The organism is Mycobacterium sp. 852002-51057_SCH5723018, from assembly GCF_001667035.1.
Classification (GTDB): domain Bacteria; phylum Actinomycetota; class Actinomycetes; order Mycobacteriales; family Mycobacteriaceae; genus Mycobacterium.
In genome coordinates this window covers 108630-124641 of sequence record NZ_LZIR01000123.1, presented here as the reverse complement: position 1 = coordinate 124641, position 16012 = coordinate 108630, and the positions used below count along the sequence as shown (strand labels likewise).

The 16012-nt window shown below is 66.2% G+C and carries 17 protein-coding genes; 7 read left to right on the top strand and 10 right to left on the bottom strand.

Annotation, left to right across the window (positions count from 1 at the left end):
- Nucleotides 1–8 precede the first annotated feature (8 nt).
- Nucleotides 9–1277, top strand: coding sequence for a cytochrome P450 (locus A5764_RS25065; RefSeq protein WP_067118826.1), 1269 nt, complete (start codon nt 9–11; stop codon nt 1275–1277).
- Nucleotides 1278–1404: 127 nt separating this feature from the next.
- Here A5764_RS25065 and A5764_RS25060 read toward each other — a convergent pair whose 3' ends face one another.
- Entirely contained in the window at nt 1405–2391 is a 987-nt protein-coding gene (locus A5764_RS25060) for a hypothetical protein (protein WP_067118824.1), read from the bottom strand.
- A gap of 536 nt (nt 2392–2927) precedes the next feature.
- Between A5764_RS25060 and A5764_RS25055 the strand changes: the two genes are divergently transcribed.
- Nucleotides 2928–3146, top strand: a complete 219-nt coding sequence (locus A5764_RS25055) for a hypothetical protein (protein ID WP_067118821.1) — start codon at nt 2928–2930, stop codon at nt 3144–3146.
- A gap of 602 nt (nt 3147–3748) precedes the next feature.
- On the opposite strand, the gene A5764_RS25050 is transcribed toward A5764_RS25055, so the two are convergent.
- Both A5764_RS25050 and A5764_RS25045 read right to left on the bottom strand, forming a co-directional pair.
- Complete coding sequence (locus A5764_RS25050; protein WP_067118817.1) at nt 3749–4978, bottom strand: type II toxin-antitoxin system HipA family toxin; 1230 nt, start codon at nt 4976–4978, stop codon at nt 3749–3751.
- Nucleotides 4975–5184, bottom strand: coding sequence for a helix-turn-helix domain-containing protein (locus A5764_RS25045; protein WP_082951909.1), 210 nt, complete (start codon nt 5182–5184; stop codon nt 4975–4977). Before A5764_RS25045 ends, A5764_RS25050 begins: the two co-directional genes overlap by 4 nt.
- A 159-nt stretch (nt 5185–5343) precedes the next feature.
- On the opposite strand from A5764_RS25045, the gene A5764_RS25040 reads away from it, so the two are divergent.
- Nucleotides 5344–6192, top strand: a complete 849-nt coding sequence (locus tag A5764_RS25040; protein WP_067118814.1) for a phosphotransferase family protein — start codon at nt 5344–5346, stop codon at nt 6190–6192.
- Nucleotides 6193–6201: 9 nt separating this feature from the next.
- Here A5764_RS25040 and A5764_RS25035 read toward each other — a convergent pair whose 3' ends face one another.
- Nucleotides 6202–7353, bottom strand: a complete 1152-nt coding sequence (locus A5764_RS25035) for a serine/threonine-protein kinase (RefSeq protein WP_067118811.1) — start codon at nt 7351–7353, stop codon at nt 6202–6204.
- 167 nt (nt 7354–7520) lie between these two features.
- Between A5764_RS25035 and A5764_RS25030 the strand changes: the two genes are divergently transcribed.
- Nucleotides 7521–8900 carry an FAD-binding oxidoreductase gene (locus tag A5764_RS25030; protein WP_067118808.1) on the top strand — a complete coding sequence of 460 codons (1380 nt, stop codon included), beginning with the start codon at nt 7521–7523 and terminating at the stop codon, nt 8898–8900.
- Here the strand turns inward: A5764_RS25030 and A5764_RS25025 are convergent.
- From A5764_RS25025 to A5764_RS25015, 3 genes are all read right to left on the bottom strand, one after another.
- Nucleotides 8897–10393 carry a serine/threonine-protein kinase gene (locus tag A5764_RS25025; protein WP_067118805.1) on the bottom strand — a complete coding sequence of 499 codons (1497 nt, stop codon included), beginning with the start codon at nt 10391–10393 and terminating at the stop codon, nt 8897–8899. The two genes, A5764_RS25030 and A5764_RS25025, sit on opposite strands and share 4 nt — an antisense overlap.
- Nucleotides 10394–10492: 99 nt before the next feature.
- Nucleotides 10493–10906 (bottom strand): type II toxin-antitoxin system VapC family toxin, encoded by a 414-nt coding sequence (locus A5764_RS25020; protein ID WP_231989816.1) that lies wholly within the window; start codon nt 10904–10906, stop codon nt 10493–10495.
- A 283-nt stretch (nt 10907–11189) separates the two neighbouring features.
- On the bottom strand, nt 11190–11834 hold the full coding sequence (locus A5764_RS25015; RefSeq protein ID WP_067118802.1) for a TIGR03085 family metal-binding protein: 645 nt from the start codon (nt 11832–11834) through the stop codon (nt 11190–11192).
- A 45-nt stretch (nt 11835–11879) separates the two neighbouring features.
- On the opposite strand from A5764_RS25015, the gene A5764_RS25010 reads away from it, so the two are divergent.
- The gene (locus tag A5764_RS25010; protein ID WP_067118799.1) at nt 11880–13154 is read left to right on the top strand and encodes an alpha/beta hydrolase; all 1275 of its coding nucleotides are present in this window, start codon (nt 11880–11882) and stop codon (nt 13152–13154) included.
- Here A5764_RS25010 and A5764_RS25005 read toward each other — a convergent pair.
- The gene (locus tag A5764_RS25005) at nt 13151–13756 is read right to left on the bottom strand and encodes a TetR/AcrR family transcriptional regulator (protein WP_067118796.1); all 606 of its coding nucleotides are present in this window, start codon (nt 13754–13756) and stop codon (nt 13151–13153) included. The genes A5764_RS25010 and A5764_RS25005 overlap by 4 nt on opposite strands.
- Before the next feature lie 64 nt (nt 13757–13820).
- Here A5764_RS25005 and A5764_RS25000 point away from each other — a divergent pair, with 64 nt between their 5' ends.
- On the top strand, nt 13821–14246 hold the full coding sequence (locus A5764_RS25000; protein ID WP_067118794.1) for a DUF1707 domain-containing protein: 426 nt from the start codon (nt 13821–13823) through the stop codon (nt 14244–14246).
- 10 nt (nt 14247–14256) lie between these two features.
- A complete protein-coding gene (locus tag A5764_RS24995; protein WP_067118791.1) occupies nt 14257–15021 on the top strand; it encodes an SDR family oxidoreductase in 765 nt (254 codons plus the stop codon).
- Here A5764_RS24995 and A5764_RS24990 read toward each other — a convergent pair.
- Together A5764_RS24990 and A5764_RS24985 are read right to left on the bottom strand one after the other, a co-directional pair.
- Nucleotides 15011–15490, bottom strand: coding sequence for a hypothetical protein (locus A5764_RS24990; RefSeq protein ID WP_067118788.1), 480 nt, complete (start codon nt 15488–15490; stop codon nt 15011–15013). The two genes, A5764_RS24995 and A5764_RS24990, sit on opposite strands and share 11 nt — an antisense overlap.
- A gap of 40 nt (nt 15491–15530) precedes the next feature.
- Entirely contained in the window at nt 15531–15965 is a 435-nt protein-coding gene (locus A5764_RS24985) for a protease inhibitor I42 family protein (RefSeq protein WP_067118786.1), read from the bottom strand.
- Nucleotides 15966–16012: the final 47 nt, after the last annotated feature.

Here is a 16012-nt window from a genome sequence, read left to right as displayed (position 1 = left end):
CCTTTCAGATGACAACCCGTCCCGACGTCAGCGCCGATGTCGTGGTTGATTTCGACCATCACTCCGACGATTTCAACCTCAACGAACTCACCATCAACGCCGACCTGCGACGCAAGTGCCCCGTCGCCTGGAACGAGAACTACGACGGCTTCTGGTTCCTCAGCAGCTACGACGCGGTCAGCCGGACCGCCCGCGACGGCGACACCTTCTCCCACAAGTACGAGCCCAACGCCGCCAACGGCGTCGACTACCAGGGCGAGATGGGCGTCCCCCGCCCCGAAGGCCAACCGGCCCTCGGCATCGGCGAGGTCGACGGCCCCTACCACCAGACGCTCCGGCATGCCCTCGCACCGTTCTTCTCCCCCGGCGCCGTCCAGAAACTCAAGCCGTTCATGGAGCAATCGGCCCACTGGTTCCTCGACCAGCAGGCCGCAAAAGGACAGACGGACCTCGTCCTCGACTACGCCAGCCCGGTCCCGGCCATCCTCACCATGAAGCTGATGGGCCTGCCCTACGACAACTGGCACCTGTACGCCAACCTCTTCCACTCCGTCATGGCCCTCCCCGTGGATAGCCCGGAATACGCGAGCGCCATCGCCGAAGTCCCCGCCATGATGCAGGGCGTCCTCGACTTCGCGGCTACCAGAAAGGCCAAGCCGGAAGACGACCTGACCAGCTTCCTCATCCAATTCGAATTCGACGGCCAGCGCCTCACCGACGAACAGCTGCTCAACATCCTGTGGAACCTCATCGCCGGCGGCGTCGACACCACCACCTCGCAGACCGCGCTGACCCTGCTGCACCTGGGCACCCACCCGCAGCTGCGCCAACAACTCATCGACCACCCGGATCTCTACCGCACCGCCACCGACGAATTCCTGCGGTACTTCTCGGTCAACCAAACCCTGAGCCGCACGGTGACCCGCGACGTCGAGCTCAACGGCCAACACTTGAGAAAAAACGACCGCGTCGTCATCAGCTGGCTGTCCGCCAACCACGACGAGCACGAGTTCGACCGACCCGACGAGATCATCCTCGACCGAACACCCAACCGCCACTTGGCCTTTGGGCTCGGGCCGCATCGCTGCATCGGATCGCACCTGGCACGCCTGATGTCCGAGGTGATGGTCAAGGCGGTCCTCGACCGCGTCCCCGACTACGAGGTAGACCAAAGCGGCGTCCACCAATACCTCGGCAACCCCAGCATGACCGGGCTAGGCACGCTGCCGGTCACCTTCACCCCGGGAGAGAGCCGGGCGACTTCACGCCCGTGGTAATCGCCGAACCGTCGCATCGAGCAGTGGGTCCAGTTTCTGATTTGCCATCGATGACCCAGTGGATGACCGAAGGAACGCGGTGTACCCCAGCAACATCCGCGTTCTGACGCGCCAGCGTTTTGCGTTGTCAGTGCCCGTTACTTGCGCAGACCAGCTTCGCGGCCTTGATACTGCCCGGCGAGTCGTCGCTATAGATCGACGCTGTGCCATGCATCTGTGAAATCGCGACATCACTGTCAAGCACGCATTGCCACGTAAGTCCAGGGATCGCTTGAAATTCCTCTTGCGTGTAGAGCTGGTCGGGTCCGGAGCACGTGCCGGGTTCCGTCGGGTTGAGCAACTGCACGTAGTACGGAGCACCTGCGGGGTCGGTGTGCTTGCAGAACAGCGTGCTCATGTGCTGGACGGATGTCGTAGTGGTGGGTGTCGTCGGGGGCGGTGTCCACGTGGTGTGGCTGCCATGTCCAAGGACGGCCTTCATGATGATGGAGTAGGCCACCGCGATCACCACCAAGACGCCGGCGACGGCCATCCACGGCGCGAACCGGATCCGATGCCGCGGCCGGGGACTCCAACCGTGACCGTCCCAATAAAACTGGCCGCGGCCGGAGCCGGGCGGAAGCTGCCCCGCCCGCGGCGGCGAAGGTGCTGCCTCGGCGCAGAAGTCGCGCAGCTGGTCGGCCAACTCGGCCGCGATGCCTCCGAAGGGCCGCAGCTCCAGTTCCAGTTCTGCCGTCGAAGCGCGGGACCGCAGGCGATACCTCCACACGGATCTCCCCCGGTCGCGGCCTTGGGTTGCAGTTACCTCCGCGTCGTCTCGCAGCAGGGTGAGGATGGGAGCGTCGAGCAGGGGCGCGGAGCCGCGCATGGTCAGTTTGGTCTCAGTAATCACGACGCGGGTCGGTGTCAGGGTTAGGAACACCGCGAATGGCAGTCGGGTGTAAGGCCGTCCGTCGATCAGCAGGTACGGCCGCCAAAACATCGCGCTGCGGGCGAAAGAAGACGTTCGGGCCGCCACGCCCGCGCCGTTTAACGGGACGGCGCGCAGGATGGGCTCGCCGAGCGCCGACTGCAGCTCTGGCACATACCGCTGTTCGTAGTCTCTGAGCGTCACGTCAACTTCACGAACGCCGAGGCCGCCCAGAAGCCGAACATGGCAATGGCGATCCCGGCGGCGACGGACGGACACAACAAACCGGTCATGGGCAGCCTTAGCTCGGCGCGTAGGTGTCAAAACCTAACAAAAGCGCGGTGCCCCTTGTGCGGATTTCCACCGGTTCCGCCCAGACCTCGCGTTTAACCTAGTCAGAGTTAGCTGGAAGCTAGCCTCCAAGAATCCACCGCCAACACAGCCGAGGTCAGCGACGACCGTTCAGGAGGATCAGGATGGCACAGAGCAGCCGACGTCGAGGCCGCCTCGGCCTGGGCGCTCTCATTCTCTTGTCATTGCTATCGCTCGCGCTTATCGGCTACGGGGCGTATAACTTGTGGGCCCAGCACTCCGGCTCTGCCGCTCGAATGACAGTCCTTGAGTGCCATCACAATCCGTCCACTCGTAGCGTACGACAACCGATACCGTTCCCGTGGAAACCTGATCGCGACAGCTGTTTCGGCGCGATTGCAAACACGCCCCGCACATACGAAATTTCGATGCATATTTCGGGTGCGAAGTTCAGCGACATCGGTCATGACATCGACGTCCACATTCGGGGCCGTGAGGCGGTCGCGGACGCCTGGTTGGTGCCGCCCATTTACCTCGGGGTGGGTTGCGCCTTGGCCGTTGGCGTGCTGATCGCCGTGGTCCGCCGCCGACGACGCTCACCCGGCGACCCGTGGGATTACGAGCCCCCGCAACCTTTGACCCCTTGAGACGGCGACTATCCCGAGGGTGTCGACGGAACCGGACAACCGCCCGCAGCGGATCGGTAATCAAGCGAACGCAAGAATTTCGCAAGCGGTCTGTGGCACATTACCGGCGTGCTCTTGGATGGGAGAAGCGAAAGGAACCGGCCATGAACACCTCTCACCCCCTGACGCGGATCATTGCCGGGACGCTGCTGTCGGGCGGCGTCGCGGTAGCCGGTCTGGGTCTGGCCGCAGGTACCGCCCAGGCCTACCCTCCCGGTTGCACACAACCCAGCTGTTGGTGTCCAGGGCAACCCCTACCCGGACATGTCGTTGGGGATTGGGATATGACCGCGTGCCACGACTGGCACAATCCCCGGATAGACGACCCGAGTTTGCCAATCGGCGAGGTGGTACAGGGACCTATGGACTGCTACTACGGGCCTGGCTGGCCCCCGAAACCCCCGTGCAAGGCTTGACGGCCAGAACGGTCGCCGGCCCGGCAGCACGGAACGCTGTCATCACAATGGCGTTGAGGTTAGACCGAACTCGCCCACGGGGCACACTGCGGTGAGTGTCACGGGCGGGCCAAGTTCCACGATCCCTTGGTGCTCGATCGTGGCCAGTCATCTCAAGCTATCGATTCTGCCGCGCAGCATGCGCGCAAGCAGCTTGGTTTGGCGCTCATCGAAGCCGATTTCCCCGCACTTGTCCGGCCAGTCCCGGGCAGCATCGACGATCGCGTTGATCATCCTCGTGGTGGCGCGCGGCCGTAGACCCAGCCGTTCGCCGGCCCCGACGAAGTCGGCGCGAGTGAACCGGTTGGCGCGGCCATAGAGGTTGAGTGCCATGGGATCCCGCCAACGGGTGTAAGGCTGGGTGCACAGCAGGTCGTAGGCGGGAGTGGGTTGCCAAATACCATCGGGGTTGTAGATCGACAGGTTTTTGCCGTGCAGGTCGCCATTGCCGATCAGCCAGGAAAATACAACGGTTTTGAGCAACTCGAGGACGGCCGCCGGCTTCGATCCGCCGCCTCGGGCACACGCGTCGGCGAGTGCTGTAATGGCCGTCTCGGTTTTGATGCGGTACTTGGAAGCCGGGTAGATGCCGGCGACTTGGCATGCATCCTCTTGCGCAATGCGCATCGACCCGGCCCGGTCGAATCGGATCACCAGCAATGCGGCGCGCCCCTGCGCGTCGTGCAGTAGCGATGTCGTTGCGACCCGCAATCCGCACGCGGCGGCCATCGTCATGAAGAAATGCTCATTCTCGACGATCAGCGGGTACTGAACCGGAGTGAGCTTCAGTATCGCTGGGCCAGATCGTGTTTGGGCCGGCGCCGAAAGCATCGCGGCACTCACCTTGGGCTGCACTCCGGCCAGACCCACGGGGTCGGCATCGACGGAGCCGGTCAACTTCGCGAAGACCGCACGAAAATCGGTGTCTCGCTCGGGCTCAAACATCGGCAGCGGCGATGCCGGGTCGACACCGGCCGGGACCACCCGGACATTGCCGACGGTGTCGGCGCCGATCGCAAGCAGCAACGTGAGGTGATCGTCGGCCGAGGTTTTCGTCGACGAGGTCACTACTCCGAGCCGAACCCCTTCCGGAAGCAGCCCAGCGAAGAACGGCGGAACGGCGCCACCCGTGGTGACAACCGGATATTCGCCGGATCTCAGTAGCGACCACGACACCGATCGGTCGCGGGTGCGGGCATCGGGCGGGGGCTGGTCGGCGATGTAGTTGAAGCTGACCGTGTCTCCGCGTTCGCGAACCAGCTGAGCGGTCAGGCCTTCGCCGACGTACACATCGGCTTCGGTGACGTTCCGTAGGTCGGGGCGGCGCGGTCTTGTCATTCGTCCGCCGTACCCACATCGATGTGCAGACCCAAGACGTCAGCGATCTCAACTACGTAGCCAAACTTGACCGAGCCGCTCCCCCGCTCGAGCGCCTGGACGCTGGACCGAGAGACCCCGGCGAGGTCCGCGAGGGTCTGCTGGGTAAGCCGCAATGCGATCCGCCGGTCTGCGAATGCCCGCCCTATGCGTGCAATATCAGGCATAGATGCTTCTAGCCTGGGTTTCGTCCGCCTCGGACCCGCCATCTGACTCCTAATGCTTGAAATTACATGCATAAACAGCATGCGGCGAGACGATCGGGGCTGTCAACCCTCTATGCTTTAATTTCCATGCTTAGGTAAGCGTGGTTGTAATGAGGCTAGATGCAAGACGTCATCGATTTCGTGACGAGCGAACTGGGCTGTGCACTCAGTCGCGTGGTGCAGCTCGGTGCGTTCCCGGGCAACGCCGTTTACGAAGTCGACGCGGACGGACGCGGCCTCATCGTGAAGGCGTCGACGAACCATGGGGCCTTGCGAGCCGAGGCCTGGGCGTGTGCGCGGGCCGCGACCGCGGGGTGTGCCGCCCCGGCAATCCTTCGGTTCCGCCGCCTCCGCACAGGGATGAGCGCGGTGATCATGAGCCGGGCGAAGGGCCAGCCGATCGCCCCCGACGATCCCGCGTTTAGTGAAGTAGGCACCAACCTGCGCCGCTTACACGGCATGACAAGGCCAGGATTCGGCTGGCTGGCAGAAGGATCGCTCAAGCACCCGTCGTGGGTGAGCTTTCTCCGGACGATCTGCGAAGACACCCGCGAATTGGCCGACAGCTACCCCCTCGCCGCCACGGTGGCCGACGCGGCGGAATCCGCGATCGGCGTTCACGCCGCCACGCTGGGCGCCATCGAGGCCGGGGTGCTCTGCCACGGCGACCTGAAAGCCGCGCACATCTTTGTCGATGACGGGCGGCTGACCGGCGTGATCGATTGGGGCGACGCGCTATTCGCCGACCCGTGGTTCGACATCGCCCGGTTCGCCCACCGCTCCCCCGAGACGTCGCTCGACCTGCTGCTGAAAAGCTACCGCCCTGAAGGCGAAAACGAATGGCGGCTTCCGCTCTACGAAGCGCTGTGGATGCTGGTCGACGCCCGCATCGCGCACCGCCACGGACACATCGTCGACGCCACCCTGCGCAGCGCCATGAGCTACCTCATTGCGGCACAAGCCTTTTGACGGCAAACGTCAGTCGCCGCCTCTGTGTTTCTTGCCCGGGCCGCCGTGCCTCGGCGGCGGCGGCGGTGGCGGCGGCTGCTCGGTGCTGCTGGGTGTGGTCAGCGTGGTCGTCGGAGGAGGTGGTGGCGGCAACGGCGTCGTGGTGGTGACCGGCGTCGGCGGCCCCGACGAGAACGGCGGGGCAATCATGAACAGAATCAACGCCAGCACGAAGGCGGCGGCGATTCCGGCGATCCACCACTTCCGCCGGGGCGCACTCGGGTCCATAAAAGTGCCCGTGGGCGTGTAGGTCATCACGGCGGGCAGCGGCGCTTCCATCACCCGGGTGGGCGGGCGGACAGGAACCGGCTCGGGCGCATGGCCGACCAGCGCGGCGCGCATCGCGTTGGCCTGGTCGAACCGCCACGCCGGGTCGCGGGCCATCGCGCGTTCGATCGCGGCGGCAAGGGCCGGCGGCACATCCGGGCGCAGCGCGCCAAGCGGCGTCGCCGACTCGTGCAGGATCGCGTGGACCAGCGCACCCAGTTCCTCCTGCGGGAACGGCCGCCGCCCCGCCAGCGCCTCATACCCCACCACGCCGACGGCATACAGGTCGTCGGCCACCGTGGCGGGCTTGGAGGCCAGCCGCTCGGGACTCAAATAGGCCATGCTGCCGACGATTTCGCCGGCCCTGGTGTAGGCGGCGCCGGATGTCTTGGCGATGCCGAAATCGGCGAGCTTGGGTTCGCCCGCGGCGGTGAACAAGATGTTGCCCGGCTTGACGTCGCGGTGCAGGATGCCGACGTTGTGCGCCTCTGCGAGAGCCTCCAGGACGCCGTCGAGGACGCCGTGCACGAACGGCGGCGGCAGCGGTCCCCGCTCGATGTGGTCGGCCAGTGACACCCCCGGCAGCCGCTCCATGACGATGAACGGCAACCCGTCGTGCTCGCCGACGTCGTAGACCACCACGACGTGCCGGCCGGTGAGCTGCGCGGCCGCGCGCGCCTCCGCCTCGAACCGCAGGCGGCTATCGGGCCGGGCATCGGCCCCGGGGTAGAGCAGCTTGATCGCCACCGGGCGGCTGAGCTTCGTGTCCCAGCCGTCACGCACCTCAGCCATCGCGCCGCGGCCCAGGACACCGCGCAGCTCGTAGCGACCGCCTATGACCCCGCCCGGCACCATTGGCACTTCGCTAGTGCCCCGGGCGCGGAGATACTGAGTTCCGTGGAGCTCCGTGTCGATCCCGCCTGTCGGAAAGCTAGCCTTCTATTTCGAGGGGCGCTGCCGGCCGCAGACCCCCCAGGGATAACCCACCCTCTCACAGCTGAAACATATATAAGGTGACCGCTGTGAGCGACATCACGGCGCGGTTCGCCGAAATCGTCGGAAGCCACCACCTCCTGACGGGTGACGCCATCCCCGACGACTACGCCCACGACGAGGTATTGACGACGGCGCCGCAGAAGCCCGCGTACGTTGCCAAACCGGCTACCGCGGACGAAGTTTCGCAACTGCTGCAGGCCGCCTCGCAACACAAGGTGCCGGTGACGGCCCGCGGCTCCGGGTCAGGCCTGTCGGGCGCGGCCATCCCTCGCCAGGACGGGCTCGTCATCTCCTTCGAACGGATGAACGCCGTCCTGGAGGTCGACACCACCAACCAGGTCGCCGTCGTCCAACCCGGGGTGACACTGACCGACCTGGACGCCGCCACCGCCGACACCGGGCTGCGCTACATGGTTCACCCCGGCGAGCTGTCCTCCAGCGTCGGCGGCAACGTCGGCACCAACGCCGGCGGCATGCGCGCGGTCAAGTACGGCGTCGCCCGCCACAACGTGCTGGGACTACAGGCGGTGCTGCCGACCGGCGAGATCATCCGCAGCGGCGGCAAGATCGCCAAAATTTCCACCGGCTATGACCTGACCCAGCTGATCGTCGGCTCCGAAGGCACCCTGGCCCTGGCCACCGAGGTGATCGTCAAGCTGCACCCGCGCCTCGACCACAGCGCCGCCGTGCTCGCCCCGTTCGCCGACTTCGACCAGGTGATGGCCGCGGTGCCGCGAGTCCTGGCCAGCGGGCTCGCGCCCTACATCCTCGAATACATCGACAACATGACGATGGCCGCGCTCATCCACACCCAGCAACTCGAGCTCGGCATCCCCGATACCATCCGCGATACCTGCGCGGCGTATCTCGTTGTGGCCCTTGAGAACCGGACGTCGGAGCGGCTGGGCGAGGACATCGAGGCGGTCGGCGAGCTGCTCGCCGAGCTAGGCGCCGTCGACGCCTATGTGCTGGAAGGGGTTTCGGCGCGCACGCTGATCGAGGCGCGCGAGAAGGCGTTCTGGACGGCCAAGGCGATCGGCGCCGATGACATCGTCGATACCGTGGTGCCGCGCTCGGCGATGCCCAAGTTCCTCGCCGGCGCCCGCAGTCTGGCGGCCGAAGCGGGCGGCGCGGCGGCCGGCTGCGGACACGCCGGCGACGGCAACGTGCACCTGGCCATCATCTGCAAGGACCCGGCGAAAAAGCAGCAGCTGATGACCGACATCCTCGCTCTCGCAATGGAATTAGGTGGCGCGATCTCCGGCGAACATGGCCTCGGCCGCGCCAAGACCCCCTACTTCCTCAAGCTGGAAGACCCGGCGAAAGTGGCGCTCATGCACCGCATCAAGCAGAGCTTCGACCCGGCCGGCATCCTGAACCCCGACATCCTCTTCGGAGGCCCTTAAACAGCCTGAGCGTATTCCAGCACCGGTTCCGACGAGTCGACATGCCCGTTACTGATGATCCGAAGCCGTTCCGGGCGCACCTCATAGCGCACCCCATTGGCCGGATTGGTGACGTCGAATCCGCCCGAGGAGCGCACCGCGTCGGTCAGTTCGATGTGGGCGCCATCCCGGATGCGCTCGCCCCGGTAGTAGAAGCTGCTCGGCGCGCTTTGGCACACCACCGCGAGTGACTGGGCGGTCCGTACCACCGCGGCAGGAGGGTTTCCCGGGTCGCAGCGCGCCGTCTCGCCGACGAAGCCCAGGCCGTCGGCGCCCTGGACGGGCGCTGACAGCGACGGCGTCTTGGTTGTCGACGATGCCGGGGGCCTCGCCGACGCCGTTTGGGGCGATGCACTGTTGCGCGTACCGCCGAAGAGAACCAATGTCGCCGCGATGACCGCCGCGACAACCAGCAGGACCACCGCCGCCCCGGCCACGAGGACGGGAGCGCGGCCGAAAACCGGGCTGGCCGGGCGCTGGGGCTTTGGTTCGGGCGGCGGATAAGGGCTGAAGCCAGTGTCGTCCGGGTTCGGGTAGACCGTCGAGAAGGGGCGCGTGCCTGACGGCGGACTGGGAGGGACCGCGGGTCGGGGCGGTGGGGGGGCCGGCTCCGGGACCGATGGCGCCAGTGCGCACGCCGCTCTGGCCAGTTCGCCCGCGGAGGCGAAGCGGGCGGCGGGCTCCTTGGCCATACCTCGCGCGATGACGTCGTCGAACGGCTTGTCGATCCCCCGCCGCATGATGCTCGGCCGGGGCGCCGGCGTGAACAGGTGCGCGCTGATCAGCTGCGGGAGGTCCGCACATTCGAACGGCGGTTGACCGGTGAGGCACTCGTAGAGCACGCACGCCAGCGAGTAGACGTCGGTCTGCGGGCCCACCGGGCCGCCGTTGAATCGTTCGGGCGCCATGTAGGCGCACGACCCGATCAACGGGCCGCCCGCCGTCAGGCTGGGATCGCCGTGAGCCTGAGCGAGGCCGAAGTCGACCAGATACGCGAAGTTGTCGGTGGTGAGCAGCACGTTCTCCGGCTTCACGTCGCGATGCACCAGCCCGCCGGCGTGGGCCGCGTCCAACGCGGCGGCCACCTGCGCCGTGATCGCCGCCGCGTGCCCGGGGTCGAGCGCGCCCCGCTCGCGAAGCAGATCTTTCAGGCTGCCCCCGTCGACCAGGCGCATATCAATAAAGAGCACGTCATCGATTTCGCCGAAGTCGTGCACCGGGATGACGTGCGGTTCCTGCAATCGCGCCGCGAGCTGGGATTCTCGCCGAAAGCGCTGCTGGAAACCCGGGTCTACCGCCAGCTCGGGCCGCAACAGCTTGAGCGCGACCATCCGACCCTTACGCGTGTCGTAGGCCCCGTACACCTCGCCCATTCCGCCCGCGCCGATCAGCGATCGCAGTTCGTAGGGCCCGAACCGGGTACCGAGCCGCGAGCGGCGATACGACCTAAACAACTGGACATCCTTTCGCTGCGTTCGACGGCCGGCCTGAACCAGGATTCCCGAATCAAGGGTGCAGATAACGTGCGTCGGGCACTATCGACCGCCGTTAGCTCAGCCGACGGCTTCGATCCGGCAATGCACGCCCGAAGCACGCGAAAGACGTGCGTCAGCTGTGAGTAGCACGACGCCCAGGGCCTCGGCCAGCGCAATGTACGCGGCGTCATAGGGCGTAACAACGTGCCGCAGTTCCCATATGCGGTGGAGCAATGGCTGATGTGACCACCGACGCAGCGGCAGGTCCGCTAGGTCCGCGACCGCACTTGCGGCTCTTCGAGCGGACATCAGTGTTGCGGCAACATGCCGGCGCAACACCGAGACCACCTCGAGGTCGACGAGCTCGGGCGCGACCAACGTTTCGTCCGCTAAACGCTGCCTGGCCTCTTGGCCATCTACCCCGTCATCGCCCAGCGCTACAGCCAGAACGCTCGCGTCAACGACGATCACGTTCTGCCCGAACGTGCTCAACGGCAGCCTTAAAGGAAATCCGGCCACCACGGTGACCGGCGACGCGGTCCAAAACCTCATCCAGAGTGGGCTGATTTGCCTGATCGATCAGATGGCTTCGAAGGTATTCCTGTAAGGACTGATGCGCGCGGGCGGCCCGCTCGCGCAGAACTCGGTGGGTGTCCTCCGGAACGTCTTTGATCTGGACGCTAGGCATGGCGCCATTATGGCGCCAGTAGCGCCAAAGTGCAAGCGCGAGTACCGGCCCTTATCTGACCCGAATCCATGCAACTCAGCCACCGACTCACATCCCAAAATGCGTGCGGCGCACCGCCGCAACGGCCTCCGGTGGTCCGCTCACCTCGACCTGAGCGGCGGCCTGGCGCCCAAAGAGATACAACAGCAGCTCACCCGGCAGCCCGCTGAGCCGCGCCACCGGCGAGCCGGATCGAAGCGTCACGCGCTCGTCCGTGCCCGCCCACTTAACCTCGAGCCCGCACGCGCGAAGCCGCCGGCTCAGAAAGCGCCCACCGCGGCGCACGTTTCGCCACAGCCCGGCATCCATGGCAGGCCCAAAGCTGCGAACCCCGAGCCCATTGGCCCTGCGCACGTCCTCGTGATGGATGAAGAACTCGTTGAGATTCGCCATCTCGCGCACCCACCCGATCCGGAAGAACCCCACTGGCGGGCCGGACCGGATCCGCGCGACCAGGCCCACGAAGTCCGAGCGCCCGGCCAATCCGGCGCGACGCCGCTCGGCAAACCGCTCGAATGGGCCGGGCAGCACCAGGCACGGACCGGCGGCGATATCGTGTTCGCGCAACACGAGGTGGGCGGCGAGATCGTGAGCGGTCCAGCCGTCGAGCAGCGTGGGAACGGACGGGCCGAGCTCGTCGAAAAGACCGCACAGCTCAGCGCGCTCTTGCGCATCGAGCGGGACGTCACCCACAAACCCGCAGTCTACGGGGCACCGACCACCTCGTAAGGTGACGAAATGCGGAAGGCTCGACTCATTCATCACGCCCGGCAAATCGCGTCGCTGGTGGTCACGGCGGTAACGGCGCTGTCCACCCTCAACGCCTACCGGCCGCTGGCCCGCAAAAGGTACGCGTCGCTGTTCTCGTGGATGTTCGGCATGGTCGTCACCGAGCTGCCGCTGCAGACGCTGGTCAGCCAGCTCGGCGGCCTGGCACTGACCTCGCGCCGCCTGAGCCGGCCGGTGCGCATCCTCGCCTGGATGACCGCGGGCGTCTCGGCGGTGGGCCTGCTGAACCTCAGCAAAGCCGGCCACCAGGCCAGCGGGCCGCTCACCAAAGCGCTGGACGAGGGCCTGGGCCCCGCGAGACGCACCGATTCCGAAGGCCTGTGGCGCCTGCCGACCGGCGAGGGCACCGCCAAGACGCCCGGCGTGCTGCGGATGCTGCGGATCTACAACGACTACGCCCACGACTCCGACATCAGCTACGGCCCCTATGGCAGGGCCAACCACCTGGACATCTGGCGGCGCCCCGACCTCGACCCGAACGGCAAGGCGCCCGTGCTCTTCCAGATCCCTGGGGGCGCCTGGACGACGGGAAACAAACGCGGACAAGCACATCCGCTGATGAGCCACCTCGCCGAGCTCGGCTGGATCTGCGTGGCCGTCAACTACCGGCACAGCCCGCGCAACACCTGGCCCGACCACATCGTCGACATCAAGCGCGCCCTCGCCTGGGTGAAAGAACACATCGCCGACTACGGCGGGGACCCCGACTTCATCGCCATTACCGGTGGTTCGGCCGGCGGCCACCTCTCGGCGCTGGCGGCGCTGACGCCCAACGACCCGCAGTTCCAGCCGGGATTCGAAAACGCCGACACCCGGGTGCAAGTGGCCATCCCGTTCTACGGCATCTATGACTTCACCCGACTCGACGAAACCATGCACCCGATGATGCCCGGGCTGCTGATCAAGTCGATCATCAAACAACGCCCCTCGACGCACCTGCAGACCTACGCCGCCGCGTCGCCGATCAACCACGTAAACCCCGACGCTCCCCCGTTTTTCGTCTTGCATGGCCGCAACGACTCACTGGCCTATGTCGAGCAGGCACGCACCTTCGTGGCCAAGCTGCGCGAAGTCAGCAACCAGCCCGTCGTGTACGCCGAACTGCCGCTCACCCACCATGCTTTCGACATCTTCGGCTCGGCCCGTGCGGCACACACCGCGGTCGCCGTCGAGCAATTCCTGGCCGAGGTGTACACGGCACAACTGAAGGCCAACGTGGCCTAAAGCACCTGGGCCACCACGCCCTCGATCATGGCCTCCGGGTCTTGCGAGATGCCGACGGCCCGCAGCTCGCCGCCGATGGCGAGCGACGCGACGCCATGGGCCAGCGACCAGAGCGGTGCTGCGACCGAACGCGGGTCGCCTCCGTCGACGATGCCCGCTTCCTGAGACGCCACGATCGCGTCGACGAGATCGCCGAACGCCTGTAACGCTGCGAACCCCAGCGCCGGGTGGCGAGACTTGTCGAGCTCGGCGCCGAACATGACCCGGTAGTGGTCCGGATGGGCGACGGCCCACCGCACATAGGTACGGCCGAGTTCGATCACCCGGGCCCTCGGTTCCGAGGTGTCGACACCGGCCGCGACGAGCTCGGCATGCAGGTCACGGAAGCCCTGTTCGGCGACGGCGGCCAGCAGCTCGGCCTTGTCGGCGAAGTGCCGGTACGGAGCCGCGGCGCTGACGCCGGCGCGGCGCGCGGCCTCGGTCAGTGTGAACCCTTTTGGCCCCTTCTCGGCGACCAGCGAGAGTGCGGCGCTGGTCAGCGCGCGTTTCAGGTCGCCGTGGTGGTAGCTGTCCCGCGGCGCCGTAGCGGTCTTCCGTGCCATGTTGACGAGATTAACATTATGGTCTATGTTAATGCTATTCACATCGCCGGAAGGAGCAGAAATCATGACCGCTACGACCATCGCCCGAGCCGGCGATCGCGACCGGCAGAAGACCGCCCACCGCCTGGGTCAGGCGCTGGCTCAGGGCTACCTCGAGCTCGACGAGTACGACCAGCGCGTCCAAAAGGCGTTCCACACGCAGACCCTCGAGGAGCTTAAGGACCTCGTCGCCGATCTGCCGCTCGAGCGCATCCGGCGCACAGACCCGCGGCGGCGCGCCGCCCGCATCGCCGCCGCTCGCCGCGGGGTGCGCATTCACCTCGCCGCCTACCTCGCGATGGCCGCCGTCGTGCTCACGGTCTGGGCCGCGGTCGCCATGACGACCGGCGCCGCGTACTTCTGGCCGATCTGGCCCATACTCGGTGCCGCGATCGGCCTCATCAGCCACGCCCTGGCCATCCGGCCAGTCGTGAAATCCATTGCAAATTAAGGAATTCAAGATGTCAATCGCCGTCATCACCGGCGCCAGCTCCGGGTTCGGCGCAATCTTCGCCGATCAGCTCGCGCAGCGAGGCCATTCCTTGATCCTGGCCGGGCGCAACGAAACCCGCCTCCACGCGGTGGCGCAGCGCCTCGGAAACAACGCCGAACTCGTTGTCGGCGACCTGGGTACCTACGACGGCGTCGACGCCCTCATAGCCCGGCTCGACGGCCGCGACGTCGACGTGCTGGTCAACAACGCCGGGTTCGGCACCTACGGCCCGTTCGCCGAAATCGACGCGGACCGCGAGCACCAGCTGGTCGCGGTCAACGTCGACGCGCTGGTGCGGCTGACGCACGCGGTGCTTCCGGGCATGCTGGCCCGCGGCCGCGGCGGCATCCTGAATGTGGCCTCCACCATCGCCTTTCAGCCCGGCCCCTATCAGGCCACCTACGGCGCCTCGAAGGCGTTCGTGCTGTCGCTCAGCCAAGCCTTGTGGGCCGAAACCCGCGGCACCGGGGTCACCGTGACGGCGCTGTGCCCGGGACCCACCCGCACCGGATTCGTCGACGCGCTCGGCGAGGACGTCTCGCACACCGCGATCTACAGCAACCTCGCCGAGCCCGAACCCATCGTGAAAGCCGGACTGCGCGCCCTCGACCGCCACCAGGCCGTCGTCGTCCCCGGCTGGCGCAATCGGGCGACGTCGACATTCGGACGGCTGATGCCCGGGTCGCTCTCGGCGCGAGTAACCGGCCGGATGCTGCGACCCACTACGACTTAGGACGCACCCCGGCCGCGCGGTACACGAAAACCGGCTCCACCGGAAAACGCAGTGACGTCGTCGGCAGCTTCTGCAACACGTCGTCGGCGATTTTCTTCTTATAGTTCAGCCTCATCGAGCCCGAGAACGCGGGATCGACTCCGTGCAAGTCGATTTCGATCTGCAGACCCTTGCCGGTGATGGTCACCTGCCCCGGCCCCTTGTCACTGTCCCAGGAGCAATCGATGGACCGCAGCTTGGGATCCGCTCGCACGGGCAAGGTTGCCACGACCCGCGCGGTACTCAACCCGAACCCACCCGTGTAGCGGGAGACGCCCGATGCCGAATAGACGCCCGGCACATGGCCGCTGAAATGCCGGTAAACCCCGGCCTTGCCGCCGGTGAAGATGACCCCCTCGGCCTCGAGTTGTTCGCGCAATTCAATAGGCAGTTTGCCGATCTCGGACAGGTTGCGAAGGAAGCCGAACACGCCCGAACCGTAGCGTGACGCGGCGCAGGCGCGCAGGGTTTTACTGCACCGTCACGTTGGCCGTGTACGTGCACACCGGTTTGTTGTCCTTGCCCACGATGCTGGCGTAGGACGTGGTGATCGTCGTCCTTCCGGGCTTCAGCACCGAGAACGTCCACTCCTCACTGCCGGGCGCGCCCAGCGCATCGGTGGTCGGGTGCACGTATCTGTGACCGGTCTGCTTGACGATCGTCGAGTCGCCGATCTTCGTGTCGGCCTTCCACCGATACGGCGTCGAGTAATTCGAGCCCAGCTTCACCGTCAAGGTGTTGCCGACGGCCAGCGTGATGTTCTGTGTGATGGTGTTCTGCTTGAGAACGTCGTCCATCGGGACCTGGAGCGTCTGGCTGTTCGGCGGGTTCCGGGACGCGAACGTGCAGCCCATGGCCGTCGATGTTACGAGCATGCCGACTGCCAGCACCACCCTGACCTTCACCAGAACACCCCTTCAACTCCTTCCGCAACACGGCCGCTGCAGAATAA